This is a genomic window from Fibrella aestuarina BUZ 2, assembly GCF_000331105.1.
Lineage (GTDB): Bacteria > Bacteroidota > Bacteroidia > Cytophagales > Spirosomataceae > Fibrella > Fibrella aestuarina.
Genome location: NC_020054.1, coordinates 6,471,766 through 6,486,991 on the forward strand (window position 1 = coordinate 6,471,766; position 15,226 = coordinate 6,486,991).

The 15,226-nt window shown below is 56.0% G+C and carries 15 protein-coding genes; 7 read left to right on the forward strand and 8 right to left on the reverse strand.

Translation table 11 applies throughout. The features are described 5' to 3' along the window. From FAES_RS26810 to FAES_RS26820, 3 genes are all read right to left on the reverse strand, one after another. On the reverse strand, positions 1–1,026 hold the full coding sequence (locus FAES_RS26810) for an LLM class flavin-dependent oxidoreductase (RefSeq protein ID WP_015334346.1): 1,026 nt from the start codon (positions 1,024–1,026) through the stop codon (positions 1–3). A 125-nt stretch (positions 1,027–1,151) separates the two neighbouring features. Then, positions 1,152–2,021 carry a polysaccharide deacetylase family protein gene (locus FAES_RS26815; protein WP_229364544.1) on the reverse strand — a complete coding sequence of 290 codons (870 nt, stop codon included), beginning with the start codon at positions 2,019–2,021 and terminating at the stop codon, positions 1,152–1,154. A 170-nt stretch (positions 2,022–2,191) separates the two neighbouring features. Beyond that, positions 2,192–3,781, reverse strand: coding sequence for a flavin monoamine oxidase family protein (locus FAES_RS26820; protein WP_229364545.1), 1,590 nt, complete (start codon positions 3,779–3,781; stop codon positions 2,192–2,194). A gap of 294 nt (positions 3,782–4,075) precedes the next feature. On the opposite strand from FAES_RS26820, the gene rpmG reads away from it, so the two are divergent. The 5 genes from rpmG to FAES_RS26840 all read left to right on the forward strand — a co-directional run bounded on the left by rpmG (position 4,076) and on the right by FAES_RS26840 (position 6,847). Further along, positions 4,076–4,258, forward strand: coding sequence for a 50S ribosomal protein L33 (gene rpmG / locus FAES_RS26825; RefSeq protein ID WP_015334349.1), 183 nt, complete (start codon positions 4,076–4,078; stop codon positions 4,256–4,258). A 65-nt stretch (positions 4,259–4,323) separates the two neighbouring features. Beyond that, a complete protein-coding gene (locus tag FAES_RS29815; protein ID WP_015334350.1) occupies positions 4,324–4,479 on the forward strand; it encodes a DUF4295 domain-containing protein in 156 nt (51 codons plus the stop codon). 225 nt (positions 4,480–4,704) lie between these two features. Next, on the forward strand, positions 4,705–5,676 hold the full coding sequence (ftsY, locus tag FAES_RS26830; protein WP_015334351.1) for a signal recognition particle-docking protein FtsY: 972 nt from the start codon (positions 4,705–4,707) through the stop codon (positions 5,674–5,676). A 65-nt stretch (positions 5,677–5,741) separates the two neighbouring features. Beyond that, entirely contained in the window at positions 5,742–6,215 is a 474-nt protein-coding gene (locus FAES_RS26835; protein WP_015334352.1) for a carboxypeptidase-like regulatory domain-containing protein, read from the forward strand. An 11-nt stretch (positions 6,216–6,226) separates the two neighbouring features. After that, on the forward strand, positions 6,227–6,847 hold the full coding sequence (locus tag FAES_RS26840; RefSeq protein WP_229364546.1) for a hypothetical protein: 621 nt from the start codon (positions 6,227–6,229) through the stop codon (positions 6,845–6,847). Here FAES_RS26840 and fbp read toward each other — a convergent pair. Together fbp and pckA are read right to left on the reverse strand one after the other, a co-directional pair. Continuing rightward, the gene (gene fbp, locus FAES_RS26845) at positions 6,817–7,821 is read right to left on the reverse strand and encodes a class 1 fructose-bisphosphatase (protein WP_015334354.1); all 1,005 of its coding nucleotides are present in this window, start codon (positions 7,819–7,821) and stop codon (positions 6,817–6,819) included. The genes FAES_RS26840 and fbp overlap by 31 nt on opposite strands. A 43-nt stretch (positions 7,822–7,864) precedes the next feature. Then, positions 7,865–9,487, reverse strand: a complete 1,623-nt coding sequence (gene pckA / locus FAES_RS26850; protein WP_015334355.1) for a phosphoenolpyruvate carboxykinase (ATP) — start codon at positions 9,485–9,487, stop codon at positions 7,865–7,867. Positions 9,488–9,799: 312 nt separating this feature from the next. Here pckA and FAES_RS26855 point away from each other — a divergent pair, with 312 nt between their 5' ends. After that, the gene (locus tag FAES_RS26855; protein WP_015334356.1) at positions 9,800–11,305 is read left to right on the forward strand and encodes a helix-turn-helix domain-containing protein; all 1,506 of its coding nucleotides are present in this window, start codon (positions 9,800–9,802) and stop codon (positions 11,303–11,305) included. Between the two features lie 207 nt (positions 11,306–11,512). Here FAES_RS26855 and FAES_RS26860 read toward each other — a convergent pair whose 3' ends face one another. Next, a complete protein-coding gene (locus FAES_RS26860; protein ID WP_015334357.1) occupies positions 11,513–11,875 on the reverse strand; it encodes an endonuclease domain-containing protein in 363 nt (120 codons plus the stop codon). Positions 11,876–12,094: 219 nt separating this feature from the next. Between FAES_RS26860 and rimO the strand changes: the two genes are divergently transcribed. Next, on the forward strand, positions 12,095–13,417 hold the full coding sequence (rimO, locus tag FAES_RS26865; RefSeq protein WP_041258433.1) for a 30S ribosomal protein S12 methylthiotransferase RimO: 1,323 nt from the start codon (positions 12,095–12,097) through the stop codon (positions 13,415–13,417). A gap of 110 nt (positions 13,418–13,527) precedes the next feature. On the opposite strand, the gene FAES_RS26870 is transcribed toward rimO, so the two are convergent. Both FAES_RS26870 and FAES_RS26875 read right to left on the reverse strand, forming a co-directional pair. Continuing rightward, the gene (locus FAES_RS26870; RefSeq protein ID WP_015334359.1) at positions 13,528–14,424 is read right to left on the reverse strand and encodes an oxygenase MpaB family protein; all 897 of its coding nucleotides are present in this window, start codon (positions 14,422–14,424) and stop codon (positions 13,528–13,530) included. A gap of 171 nt (positions 14,425–14,595) precedes the next feature. Then, positions 14,596–15,216 (reverse strand): pyridoxamine 5'-phosphate oxidase family protein, encoded by a 621-nt coding sequence (locus tag FAES_RS26875; RefSeq protein WP_015334360.1) that lies wholly within the window; start codon positions 15,214–15,216, stop codon positions 14,596–14,598. Positions 15,217–15,226: the final 10 nt, after the last annotated feature.

The window sequence follows — 15,226 nt, forward strand, 5'->3', positions numbered from 1 at the left end:
CTAGGCTGCTACGGCGGCCCCGGCCGTTTCGCGAGCCAGCGCGTCACGTACCTGAGCCGTCAGTTCAAAGGAACGAAGGCGGGCCGTGTGGTCAAAAATCTGGGCGGTTGTGATCAGTTCGTCGGGGCGAAGCTGGTCGATAAACCGGGCCAGCCCCTGCTGCACCGTGTCGGGCGAACCAACCATTGCATACCGCAACGCATGGCTGGCTCCCGCCTGATCGGCCGCAAACTGAAGCAGATCGGGGCGATCGACGGGCGGGGGCAACATACCGGGCGTACCACGCCGCAGGTTGATGAATTGCTGCTGCACCGACGTAAACAGGCGTTGCGCTTCGGCGTCGGTATCAGCCACGACCACGTTGGCCGCCAACATGACATAAGGCTTATCCAGCGATTCTGACGGGACAAACTGCGTCCGGTACACGTGCAGGGCCTGCAACAGAGCGTCGGGGGCAAAGTGAGACGCAAAGGCGAAGGGTAAGCCGAGCATGGCGGCCAGCTGCGCGCCAAACAGGCTGGAGCCCAGTATCCAGATGGGTACGTCGAGGCCCGCGCCCGGTACAGCCTGCACCGCCTGCCCCGGCTCGGTCGGCTGGAAATAATCGCGCAGTTCGACTACATCCTGCGGGAACGTATCGGGGCCCGTGAGGTTGCGGCGCATGGCCCGGGCCGTTACCTGATCGGAACCCGGCGCGCGGCCTACGCCCAGGTCGATCCGGCCGGGGTAGAGCGATGCCAGCGTGCCAAACTGCTCGGCAATGACCAGCGGCGAATGGTTAGGCAACATAATGCCCCCTGACCCAACGCGGATGGTTTGGGTGCCCCCCGCGATGTAGCCAATCCCCACCGACGTAGCCGCGCTGGCCACGCCCGTCATGTTATGGTGTTCGGCCAGCCAGTAGCGGTTATACCCCCAGCGTTCGGCGTGTTGAGCCAGATCAAGCGCATTATGCAGCGCCTGCCGGGGCGTACTGCCTTCGGTAACCGGCACCAGATCTAAAATTGAGAAAGGAATCTTTTTCATGGCGTTGGAAAGCCACGTACCCGGTCAGGTTGTGTGCCGGATGGCTTTCGTGTACAACACAAACGGTCCGGAAATCATTACCCGAACCTGTTAACCGAAAGGCAACCGGCACGACTTAACGCGCTTCATTGACCAGTAGCCAGGGCATTGATCGCTGCCGGAACATCTGGCTCACCCTTGAAAAACACGCCGCGTTTACCCTGTGTCAGCGCCCAGCGGTGTAGCCACGAGATGCCGCCATTCCGAACGTAGTCGTCCTGCGACTGGTAGGCGGGGTCCTGGAGCGCCTCATGGAGTGAGACGAATTGATACCCTTCGGCCGTCAGGCGCGCTAGTATATCGCCCAGATACTGCGAATTGATGGTATTGGCGTGCGTTAACAGAACATGTGCTATGGAGCGCCTGAATAGTGAGTCGGCCTGCGCCTCGTAGTAATGAACACAAGCCAGCATGTAATCGACGTATTGCTTACCGACCGACGAGGCCAGCGCACTGTCTTTCCGAAGCAACGCGACATCGTAGGCAGCGGAGAACAGATAATCGGCATTATCGATAGACACCGGCGCTTCTACATACTGCTGGCTGGCCAGATAGCGAACCAGCGAATCGCGTTTGCTGACCGTGTTGCCCCGTTGCAAATATGGATGACGAAAGTAACGGAGGCGTCGATTAGCCGCCTGAAGCAACGGACGCAGCAACGTATCGGCGCCGGCAACGTCTTGCTGGTAGGCAGCGGCCGATAGTGTATTATATCCCAGGTGCGCAAACGTGTGATTGCCTAACTCCATACCGGCTTCCAGCCAGCGCGTCAGCAGGCGCAGCTGACTGCTGTCAGGCTGTGACTGGCTCATCAGTTTTTCGCCAACGACGAAGCCAATCGCAGGTACGTTGTGTCGTTTCAGCTGTGCCAGCAACCGATCAGTCAGCGAGTCCTGCCCGGCGACGGTCCGGTAAACCCGTGAAACGGTAGGTAAATCATCAATGCTGATGCACATCCGTTTCTGAGCGCAGGCTGGTATCAAACAACCTACTATGAACAACGACGTGAGCAAAAATCGACAGGAGACTACTGTTGTGTGCATAAGCCGTTCTAGTAACAATATATGTTGGCCTTCGGAAAGCACACCAGCGCCTTCCGAAGGCCAACAAAGAACGTACCTACTGGCTAAGCGATGACCCCTATCGCTTCAAGAATCTTTTCGGCGGCATCCCGACCGGTTTCGGCCCCGCCATTCATGTATCCCTGATAATCGGCGCTGCAATGCTCACCCGCAAAAAATAAGTTGTTGACCGATTCGCCTTCAGCACCGCCAAAGCTGGTCTTTTGCCCGACGGTGTAGCAGGCGTAGCTTCCGAGCGCAAACGGGCTGCTTGGCCAGTGAAAACGCTCGGCTCGACCATTGTAGCGAGCCGACGCACCGGGGAAAATCTGGTTTAACTTAGGCAGATAATATTGCGCTTGCAGTGCCGCGCTGCCTACGCCAAGCAACGTACCCGTAACGCCGCCGGTATAGACCGTAAAGCCACCCGAGCTACCTGCCTGCAGTTGGCTATTATCCCACCCCGACTGTAGGCCATTGTCGGAGAATACGTACCCAGAATAACTCTGACTACGCCACGGACGGTTGGAGAAACCCAACAGCAGTTTGGCGTTGGTGCCGTAACCCAATTCCCAGATAGCTCGCCGTTTGCGAGTGGGCAAACTTACGTTCAGTTGCACCTGCCGCAATTTTGTAAACGGAAGCGTCAACAGCACATAATCGGCGCGGACGGTAGCACATCCATCAAAAACCAAGTCAAGTTTGGTACCATATGTAGTCACCGCCCTCAACACGGCGCCAGTCTTAATCGAGTCCTGATACAAACCCGCCAGGCGATCAACGATCTGCTGATTACCGCCTTCAATTTTGTAGCGTTCGTCGCTGTCGCCAAATACCTCAAACTGCCCCCCACTGGTGTCGGTCGAGATAAGCGTGAGCAGGTTGAGTGCCGTTTGAACATCACAGGAAAGACCAAATTCCGTTTCGTAGGCCACCGTCAGCAACGACCGGATAAGTCCGGGAGCGCCAATAATGAGGAGGTATTCGCTAATCGACAGCCAGTCAAAGCGCAAGCCGGGGCCACTCGTCGTGGTGTAATCAACGCTGTCGGGTAACTGATCGATGTCAGCCTGTATACGGCTGGCAATGGGCCGAAACGCCGACACGATCTGAGCCAGTGAGTAGAGCCGTCCGTTGAAGAAGTAAGCGTCTTTGATCAGCGCGGTTTCTGAAGGGGCCTGCGTATCGAGTAAGGGCAAGCCAAATTCCTGGGCCAACTGCAGCATATCCGCATGGCCACTGTCGATAAATTCACCGCCAAGTTCGGTGGCCAGGCCAGTCGCCAGCAGGTTTTTGGCCGTGCGAATCCGGCCGCCAATCACGTTGGCTCCTTCGTAGATGGTGAAATTACCGAACCCCCTTTTAGCAAGGGTATGGGCTGCGTGCAAGCCAGCAATACCAGCCCCGATAATCGCTACGCTGGGGCCACTGGTACTCAGGCGAGCGTTGCGCGCGGGCTGGACGGGCGCAAGGTCATCGGAGCGGCAACTACTCAGTGCGGCTAATCCGCCGGCAGCTAGTGCCATCTGGCCTGACGAACGCAAAAACGCCCGGCGCGACTGTTGTTCGATCAATTGGCCAACTAACTCATCGGCGGGTATCTGGGTACGTTCTGCGTCAATGGCGAGCCGATAAGCCTGACGCAACAAAGTCATCAAGGGGGTCTTCGATGTAAACATTATTCGCAAATTATTAAGTATAATTACCCGACAATTTGCGAATAAATAACTAGTTTTAGGTAGCACCGAGTGACATAATTCGTACTTTTCAAGGCTGGATGACCCGTTGACCTGCCTTACAGCTGACTAGTACTGCCTGGCTTGCGGGCACCAACCGGCGGCAATTATCGTTTACTCGCTGTAAGATTCTGACAGCCAAACAAAAAATGGCGTTGCGCTTTCCAATTGTGTTTTCTATCTTTGCGCTCCCGTTGAGAAAAAGACATAGCCATGGCTAAGAAAGGTAATAGAATCCAAGTCATCCTGGAGTGCACCGAGCAGAAAGAATCGGGCGTACCAGGAATGTCGCGGTACATCACGACTAAGAACCGCAAAAACACGCCCGCACGTATCGAGCGTAAGAAGTACAACCCCTTCCTGAAGAAGGTAACGCTTCACAAAGAAATTAAGTAATTGTCATCTAAACTGGCGGAACCCGGCTTAACTTGCTGAGGAACACGTCGAAACCAACATAAGCAATGGCAAAGAAGGTAGTTGCAACCCTGAAAACGAAGGACAACGGCAAAGCATTCGCGAAAGTGATCCGCGCCGTGAAATCACCCAAAACGGGTGCTTACACCTTCAAAGAGGAAATGGTACCCGTCGACGACGTGCAAAACGCACTGAAAGCGTAATCGGTTAGTTGCCTTTCCCGAAAACACTACACTGAAAAGTCCCCAAAAGGGACTTTTTTTGTTATACAGAAAAGTCGGCAGGCTGCGCTGTCATTAGGCTTCGCCATCATTGATGGTTATTCATGGTAAAAAACAATTAATGACTACCAATGACGCCGCAGGCAAATGACTACCAATGACAATCAATGACGGCGCAGCCCACTGACTATCAATAGACACTACACGATGGCCTTTTTTGGATTATTTGGCAAAGAGAAAAAAGAATCGCTCGACAAGGGACTGGAAAAAACCAAAGACAGTTTTTTCTCCAAGCTGGGCCGGGCAGTCGTTGGCAAAGCAACCGTCGACGAAGAGGTGCTCGACGAACTCGAGAGCGTCCTGATCTCGTCGGACGTGGGTGTCGAAACCACCGTCAAGATCATTAACCGGATTGAAGCCCGCGTAGCCCGGGACAAGTACATGGGTACGAGCGAGTTGGACAGCATTCTGCGCGAAGAAATTGCCGGGCTGCTATCCGACAACAAACCTACCGGCAGCAACGTACCCAACGATGACTTTTCGCTCCCCGCCGATAAGAAACCTTACGTGATTATGGTCGTTGGGGTGAACGGGGTCGGCAAGACCACCACCATCGGCAAGCTGGCGGCGCAGTTTCACAAACGGGGTAAACAGGTCGTGCTGGGCGCGGGTGATACCTTCCGGGCGGCGGCGGTCGATCAGCTCAAGCTCTGGGGCGACCGCGTGGGCGTACCGGTCATCTCGCACGGCATGAACACAGACCCCTCGGCCGTAGCTTTCGACGCCGTGAAAAAAGGGACCGAAATGGGCGCTGACGTGGTCATTATCGACACCGCCGGCCGGTTACACACCAAAGTGAACCTGATGAACGAGTTGTCGAAGATCAAGCGGGTGATGCAGAAATTCATTCCTGACGCCCCCCACGAAGTATTGCTCGTGCTCGACGGATCGACCGGACAGAATGCCTTTATTCAAGCCACCGAGTTTACGAAAGTGACCGAGGTCACGGCCCTGGCCATCACCAAACTCGACGGCACGGCCAAAGGTGGGGTCGTTATCGGCATTTCCGATCAATTCCAGATTCCCGTCAAGTACATCGGCGTGGGCGAAAAAATCGAAGACCTGCAAGCCTTCGACAAGATGGAGTTCGTCGATTCGTTCTTTAAGAAAGTGTCGTAACCGTAGAGACGCAACATCCTGCACGGTCCGCCACTGCGGTCTCTACGCTACACCCCCTCCTTCCTATGCGCTACCTGTTCCTGCTTCTCTGCTTGCTGACGATCAACGCTATGGCTCAGAAAAAGCCGCGCCGGAAGGCCGCGCCCAAACAGGGTATTTGCGGGGTGGTGGTCGAGAAAGTGGGGAATCAGATGCCCAGCCCCGACGCCCCCAGCTCGAAACAAGCGGCGTTGGGGTCGCCCGTGAGCCGGGAAGTACTCGTGTATCCGCTGCTGAAGATGGACGCCGTGGAAGGGATTGAGGATGGCTTTATCACGTCGACCAACGGCGTGCTGCCCATCAAAACGACCAAATCAGCCGCCGACGGCACCTACTGCCTGACGGGCTTATCTGCCGGCCGCTATACGGTGCTGGTTCGCGAACCCAAAGGCCTCTACGGTAGCCTGTTTGATGGCGAGGGCAACATCAACCCCGTCACGGTGCCAGCGGGAAAAACCGCCCGGCATACCATCCAGATCACCTATCAAGCCGCTTTCTAGCGCCATTCATGATGGTAACCTTTCTGGTCGTTTTTGGGCTGTTCTTCCTGGCAATACGCGGGCTGTTGAAGTATACCAGCCAGACGCTAGGCGATGAATCGCCGCTCAGCCAGCCCGTCACGTACGCCTATCCCAACGATTATTTCTGGTGGCGCGAAACCGTATGGGTTTTACCAATCACGTTACTAGTAGTCTACGGAGATTGGCTATTTCTAACTCGATTCCCCACAGCTACGAAACTCTGGCATTATCTTTTAATCGGATTTATGCCAGGACTGACGGCCTTCTTCATTTACGTGTTGAGCCGTCTTTACTGGACCGAGCGTCAGTTGGCAACCATCATCAAGGATACCCTTGTCTACCTCGATCCCCCTACGCAATCCATGGTCGTCAGCCGGGCCAGCACCGATACGGTACTCACGACTGCCAACGTGGCTGCCATTGAGATGCATACGGTCTCATTTGGCAAATTCCTGTATTTGTATTTCCGCTTCATCGATCAGGATGGCTGCGCTACGCCGATCTACGACTACGGTAAAGGCTTACCGTTTGGCATTGAAGCCTATTTTAAGGGCATTCCCGTAACCGCTTTCACCCACAGCTACCCTACGTCGCCACTGCCGTTAAGCTGACGAATCATCTCGGCGGATCCAATGAACAACGGACTCCGTTGATGCAGGTTATCAGGCGCTACGTCGAGCAAACGTATCGGCCCGTTGGTGGCTACGCCGCCCGCCTGCTCGGCAATGAACGCCATCGGGAAGCATTCGTAGAGCAACCGCAATTTGCCATTCGGCGTTTTCACCGTGGGCGGGTACAGATAGATACCACCCTTGATCAGATTCCGGTGAAAATCAGCGACGAGCGAGCCGATGTAGCGGCCCGTCAGGCGTTGTTGACGGCAGGTTTGCAGGTACGTCTGCACCGAGACCGGGTAGTCGAGTACGTTGCCCTCGTTGCAGGAGAAAATTTGCCCGATCGGCGGTTGGCTCAAGCCGGGGTGCGACAGGATGTATTCGCCCAGCGACAAGTCATACGTAAACCCATTGACCCCGTCACCGGTCGTCAGCACCAGAATCGTGGAGGAGCCGTAGAGAATATAGCCCGCCGCTACCTGCTGATCGCCGCCTTGCAGAAAATCGGCCAGCGTTGCGGGGGTTCCGACGGGCGTAATGCGGCGGTAGATGCTGAAAATCGTACCGATCGACACGTTGACGTCGATGTTGGACGACCCATCGAGCGGATCAATCGCGACAACGTACCTGGCATTGAGATTGCCCGTGTGAATGATGTCATCATCTTCTTCGGAGATAATGGCGCAGGTTTGCCCACCGTTTTTGAGCGCCCGAATAAACCGGATATTGGCCACCACGTCGAGCTTCTGCTGCGTTTCGCCCTGCACGTTGCCTGACCCCGCCGAGCCAGTAATGTCCATCAGCCCGGCCCGGTTGATCTCCCGGTTGATGATTTTGCTGGCCAGCGCCATATCGCGCAACAACTGCGACAACTCGCCTGTGGCGTAGGGCACGGCCAGTTGCTTTCGCATGATAAACCGGTCGAGCGTGGTGCCCACGGGCAGGGCCAGATTCGCGAGGGAAGACTGCATGGTTGTCACGGTCGAGCGCGTTTGAGTGCGTGAATGGGTGAGCTTATAACGCGTTTATCTTCTGATCGAACCGGGCTTTCAACTCGCTCGCCTGTGCATCGTAAGCGGCTCCGTCGGCCCAGGTTTGTCGCGGGTCGAGTAACGCATCGGGCACGTTTGGGCAGCTCGCTGGAACGGATAACCTAAAAACAGGATGCGCCTGGTAACGTACCCCACCCGAATTGGCCATATCGGGATCAAGCGTGCCGTTGAGCGCCGCCTGAATCAGCGCCCGCGTGTGGGCAAGGCTGATGCGATGCCCCACGCCAAAGGGACCGCCCGTCCAGCCGGTGTTCACCAACCAGACTGTCGTGCTGTGCTGCCGGATTTTCTCGCCCAGCAAGTCGGCGTATTGGCGGGCCGGTAGCGGCATAAACGCCGCCCCAAAACAAGCCGAAAACGTAGCTTCGGGCTCAGAAACACCCATTTCCGTACCAGCCACTTTGGCCGTATAACCCAGCAAAAAGTACTGCATCGCCTGTTCGGTTGTAAGCCGGGCAATGGGCGGCAGCACGCCGAACGCATCGCAGGTCAGGAAGAAAATCGTATCCGGATGGCCCGCCACCGACGGGTTCAACGCGTTGTCGATAAAGTTGATCGGGTACGATGTGCGGGTATTCTCGGTAATCGTCGTGTCGGTGTAATCGACAGTACTGGTGCCAGCGTTGAACCGCGTATTTTCGACAATTGCCCCGTAGCGAATCGCGTCGTAGATCTGTGGTTCACGCTCGTGGGTCAGGTCGACTACTTTAGCGTAACACCCCCCTTCAAAGTTGAAGATACCGTCATCGTTCCAGCCGTGTTCGTCGTCGCCCACCAGTTGGCGGGTCGGGTCGGCCGAGAGCGTCGTTTTGCCCGTACCCGATAGCCCGAAAAACACCGCCACGTTGGGTTTGCCATCACGCCCGACGCCCACGTTAGCCGAGCAGTGCATGGGCAACACCTGCTGACGAGGCAATAGGAAATTGAGGGCCGAAAAAATACCTTTCTTGATCTCTCCGGCATAGCCTGTGCCGCCAATCAGCAGCACCCGCTTCGCCAGATTCAGAATCGCAAAATTTTCGCTTCGGGTGCCATCCTCAGCCGGATTCGCCTTGAACTCAGGTACCGCCAGAATGGTAAAGTCAGGCTCAAAACGGGTCAGTTCGTCGTTCGCAACACGCTGAAACATGTTGTAGCAGAACAGATTCTGCCAGGCCGAGGTCGTCAGAATGCACAGATTGAGTTGCTGTGCTTCATTCGCCGCGCTGGCCGCCCGGGCGTAGCGTACGTAGATGGTTTCGTATTCGAGGTAACTGCGCATCCGGCGATGCAACTGCTCGAATCGTTGCGGATCAAACGGCAGGTTCACCCGGCCCCAATCGACGGTTGTTTCGGTTAGGTCGTCGCGTACGATGTAACGGTCTTTGGGCGACCGACCTGTAAACGTACCTGTGGTGCATTGCAGCGCGCCCGTATCGGTCAGTTGCCCCTCACCCTGCTGAATCGCCTGCTCAATGAGCGCCGCTGGCGGTAGCTGGAAAAACAGTTCGGCCGGATCGTTCAGACCCAGAAACTCGATGGCCCGTTCGGCGGGAAAATTCAGACTGATGAGGTTGGCAAACGGCTGCGCTTGTTCAATGACCATGACCGATGAAGTTAAGTAGACGCACAAACATACTGCGAACTTCTATAATTTAGCGAACGTTCGCTAAATTAATTACAAACGCTCTTATCAATTGGTCTTTGTAGCTTTGTACCCCACCCCCTGCCCCCTCCCCTCAAACAAGGGGAGGGGGGCTTCTGAGTAGCTGGCGTAGCCAGACAGCGTAGTGCCGTTATTTCGTCAGCTTTTTAGGCCAAAAGAACATCTTTGACATCCTTTTGCCGGTAAGCGAAGCTACTGTAGAGCAGTTCCCCTCCCCTTGTTTAAGGGGAGGGGCTAGGGGTGGGGTATCCTATGACTACAGATCGCGATAAAGTACGCCTCATTTTTGGGCTGAAACTGAAACAGTTGCGCGCCGAACGGGGCTTTTCCACCTACGACCTAGCCGACCGCACCGGCCTGTCGCCGTCGTACCTCAACGAGATTGAGAAGGGGAAAAAGTACCCGAAAACGGAGAAGATTTTTGCGCTGGCCAAAGCGCTCGACACCGACTACGATGCTCTAGTGTCGTTGAAGGTCAACAAGCAACTGGAGCCGGTCGCCGAACTACTTAACTCAAACGCACTGAGCCAGTTGCCATTTGAGTTGTTTGGCATCGAACCGGAATATTTTCTGGAAGTGATGGCCAATGCACCCGCTAAGCTGAGCGCCTTCATCAACACCATCATCGAGATTGGCCGGAACTACGATTTGCGTGTCGAGCAGTTTTTTCTGTCGGTGCTGCGAACGTACCAGGCCATGCACGACACTTATTTCGACGATCTGGAACAACAGGCCGACGCCTTTCTGGCAAGCCATGACGTACCCAATCGTGAGCCAGCCGGCGACGTACCCACGTACCTGACGCAGGTCCTCACCGGGGAGTACAGCCTTAGCGTTGTTCCTTACGACGCCCATACGTACCCCGACCTGATGTCGCTTCGCTCCGTTTTTTTACCCGAAAAGAACACGCTACTCGTCAACAGCCAATTATCGACCGAGCAGACGGCCTTCACGCTGGGCCGCGAAATCGGGTATAACCAGTTGAAACTGGTCAATCGGCCGCTGGAGTCATCAATGCTCCGGGCGTCATCATTCGATGAAGTGCTGAACAACTTCCGGGCGTCGTACTTCGCGCGGGCCATCCTGATTCCCCGCCAAACGCTACACCCGCTGCTGACCGACTTGTTTCGCCAACGTACCTGGCAGCCTGATCAATTACTGCGCATGATGGCGTCGTTCACCGTAACGCCGGAAATGTTTTTGCTGCGCATGATGAATCTGCTGGCGCACGATTTTGGCCTGAACGACCTGTTTTTCCTCCGATTCGACAATCCGGGCGTTAACCATTCAGCCGATCAGCCCCGGTTCGTGTTGTCGAAAGAGCTACACCTGAGCCGCCTGCACACCCCACACGGTGTGGCGCGCGACGAGCACTACTGCCGCCGACAGGTCGCCCTGACGATGCTGACCGACCTGCGGGACCAGCAAACGCAGGGTCAATGGAACGGGCAGCCGATCTGCCGGGCGCAAATCACCACCTATGCCAGCGACGGGTCGGCGTATTTTGTGCTGTCGATCGCCAACTCATCACCGCCGACTACCACCAACAGCAGCATCAACATCGGCCTGCCCCTCACCGATACACTGCGCAATACACTGGCTTTTCTCGACGACGCAACCATTCCCCGCACCGACGTCGGCGAAACCTGCGAACGCTGCCCCATCACCGACTGCGCCGTCCGGGCTGCCCCGCCGACTGTCTTACTAAAAGAACAGCAAACGCAGGCGATTCAGGCGCAGATTGAAGCGCTGCGTTGATGTTACCCCACCCCCACCCCTCCCCTTAAACAAAGGGAGGAGAACTGCTCTACAGTAGCTTCGCTTACCAGCAAGACCGGCACTTAGTCAACTCTTCCCCCTCTGTTTCAGGAGGAAAAAAGAATATCGTACAGCGGTTGCGCTAACAAAGCTTTTTCAAAAGCATTCCCCTCCCCTGCCTTTCAGGGGAGGGGGCAGGGGGTGGGGTCAACGGCTAAAGCAGGCAATGATCTTGGCCAGAACGGCGTCAATATCCATTTCAACTTCGTTGTTCGTTACCCGCAGCGTGTGGATCGCTAGTTGAGCCAGGGTTGCGTCCCGTTCAGCATCGTGTTGGCGGGCCTCCGCTGGTGCATGAGCGCTGCCATCTACTTCGACAGCAAGCCGTTCGGCGGGGCAATAAAAGTCGAGCACGTACATACCCACACTATGCTGCCGCCTGAACTTACGCCCCAGCAATTGGCTGTTCCGCAGCCGTTCCCAGAGACGTGCCTCGGCGTCGGTCGGTCCCTTTCGCAAGTCCCGCCGCACCGCCTCCATGTGTTTACGATTATGTATTAACTGACTCATTCGTAGTGTATTGGTGGTTCGACCACAAGATACTAGTGGTCATCAAAATAGCATCGACTATTAAAGCCGTAGAGCAAGTCACCAGACTAGTGCCAATCACCGGAAGGAGGCGGGCATTCAAGCCTCCCCTCCCCTTTTTTGAGGGGAGGGGGCCGGGGGGTGGGGTCAACCCCGAACTTTGCGCCGCCGATCAGTCGTTACCAACAAAACCGATTTGTTTTGAAGACCAAAGGCTTAGTAAAGAATAAGATTAACATCGTCACGCTGGGTTGCTCCAAGAACCTGGTCGATTCCGAGAATCTATACACGCAACTGCGGGGCAACGGCATGAACGTTACCCACGAATCGAAGAAAGACGATGCCAATATTGTGGTGATCAACACCTGCGGGTTCATCGATAACGCCAAAGAAGAGTCGATCAACACCATCCTGCGTTATGTTGATGCCAAAGAGGCGGGTGTTGTGGATAAAGTGTATGTCACGGGTTGTTTGTCGCACCGCTACAAAGACGAACTGGAAGTCGAAATGCCGACCGTCGATGCGTGGTTTGGCACCAACGAACTGCCCCGCATGCTGAAGACGCTCCGCGCCGATTACAAACAGGAGCTTGTGGGCGAACGTCTGCTGACAACCCCGGCGCACTACGCGTACCTAAAAATCGCCGAAGGCTGCGACCGCCCCTGTTCGTTTTGCGCCATTCCGCTCATGCGCGGGCACCACGTGTCACGCCCGATGGACGAGCTGGTGACGGAAGCCAAGTCGCTGGCCCGCCGTGGCACCAAAGAACTGATTCTGATTGCGCAGGACCTGACCTACTACGGCCTCGATCTGGACAAAAAACGCTCACTCGCTACCCTAGTTGACCGCCTTGCCGACGTGGAGGGCATCGACTGGATACGGCTGCAATACGCTTACCCGTCGGGTTTCCCGATGGACGTGCTCGACGTAATGCGCGACCGGCCCAACGTCTGCAACTACCTCGACATGCCCCTGCAAACCGGCTCGACCGAGTTGTTGAAGGTAATGCGGCGCGGCATTACGCGCGAAAAAACCGAGGAGTTAGTGCACACCATCCGCGAGAAAGTGCCGGGCATTCACCTGCGGACCACGCTGATTGTAGGTCACCCCGGCGAAACCGATGCCCTCTTCGACGAGACGCTCGACTTTGTGGACCGGATGCGCTTCGACCGGCTGGGTACGTTCACCTACTCGCACGAAGACCAGACGCACTCCTTTACCATGCCTGACAACGTACCTGACGAGGTGAAACAGGAGCGCGCCGACGCCATTATGGAAGTGCAGGAAGGGATCTCGCACGAAAAGAACCTCACCAAAATAGGCCAGACCTACAAGGTACTCTTCGACCGGAAAGAGGGTGGCTACTTCATCGGCCGCACCGAATTCGACTCGCCCGAAGTCGACAACGAAGTGCTGGTGCCCGCTACAAAAGACACCTATGTGCGCCTCGGCGATTTCGCCCAGGTACGTATCACCGACGCTCAACCGTTTGATTTATACGGCGAACTGGTAACGACGATGTAACACAAAAGAACGTATTCGATACAGTGAAAGGCAGGCCGCGTGGTTTGCCTTTTTTTGTGCTGGCTTGAGCACAAATGCAAAGTTCGCGTTGGTGCCTGACTGACAGCCTATCAGCCAGCCTTTCGTATTGACTCCGGCCCGACGGCTTCGATGGCGGGTACACCAGCGGGGTAATGACGGTACGTGGCTTTTTCAACCAGAGACGGGTAATGTTCGAACGTAACCCACCGGAGGGGCCACTTGCGGAGCCACAACGCCCCTTCCAGCGTCTTGACGAACCAGGCCGGGGCAGCCGGATAGCCAAACGCCGTCCGCAGGGGCTCGGTCAATAGAGCTGAAGCAGCCGGTTTTACGGCAAACCGCAGCCACGTCGGAAACCAGCCTTCGACAATGCGGACGGTGGCGTCGGCCACGCGGCGGTTGCTTTCGGTATAGCGAAAATGCCGGTGTTCATAAGACGTCGTGAACGCCAGCATGTCGGCCATCGAGGCGGGTAGATCGTGCAGGTTCATGCGACGGCCCACTTCCATGAAAAACGTGAAGAGCGCCAATTCTTCATTGGGCGTAAGCGCCCGCCAGCCGTAGCGTCGTAGCCAGTTGATGGGGTACGTGACGAACGTGGCCAGTACAAACAGATAGTCCGCGTTGTCGATGCGGTAATGGCTGTGGATGTGGTTCATGTGGGCGATGGCCCGCTGCCCTTTCTCATCGTCGTAGCCCGATTCCATAAACTGCGCGATGAGTCGGCTGGTGTCGTCGTATCGTTTCTGGCCGTGGCGCTCAAACTCACCCGTGCGGGCCAATAACCCCGATACGCGCGGACTGGCATAGGTATGAAACAAGGCCAACTCAAGCGACCGCACGATGTCGTACGGAAACTCATACGCCACCAGCAGGTGCACCATGCGCTGATGATCGCGCACCGGATCGAGCCGTTCCAGTTCCTGCCGCACCGCCGGATCGCGAAACAAGCCAAACCGCTTATGATAGATCGTCTCCGTTTGCATGTTTACGAAGATACGAATGAATGATTGGCACGCGGATTTTTAGGATAGTCGCGGATTTTCTTTTCTGAATGTGATAGACCACGATCAGTTGGCTTTTATCCATTCAGAGAAAAAATTCGCGACTATCCTAAAAATCCGCGTCATCCGTACGGCCCGCCGCTGCGGTTCCCGTCAGCCGAGATAACTTGGCAGTTCGGCTATGTTGTAAGTGGCTGCAATGGGCGTTCCCCACGACGTCTCCAGCGGAATAACACCAGCCCAGGTAGGTAAGTCGACATCGCCGGGGTCGTCGTTGGGGCCGCCCGTGCGGACTTTGGCCGACGCCTCTGCCAGCGAGAAAGCCAACACGGTCGTTTTGCGCAGTTCGCTGTCAGTCGTGGCGCGCAGATCGGCCCAACGGCCCGGAATCAGGTGGTCGGTAATGAGCGTCAGCGCGTGCAGGCATTCGGATTCGTCGGTAACCTTTTCAGCCTGCGCCATCACCACCACCGACCGGTAATTGACCGAATGTGAGAACGCCGATTTGGCCAGCACCAGCCCATCGGCCAGCATCACGCTGATACAGACCGAAGCCCCGTTTTCGATGCTGCGAATGAAGTGGCTTCCTACCGAGCCGTGAATGTACAGCCGGTCTTCGTGGCGGGCATAGGCCGTAGGAATGGCCATTGGCTGCCCATTCAGCACGTAGCTGACGGTGCAAAAAAGCCCTTCATCCAGAATAGAATAAATGGTTTCGGTATCGTAGGCCGTGCGTTTCGCCAGCCGGCTGGGGGTTGTTCGAGGTGTTTGCATGGCACAAACG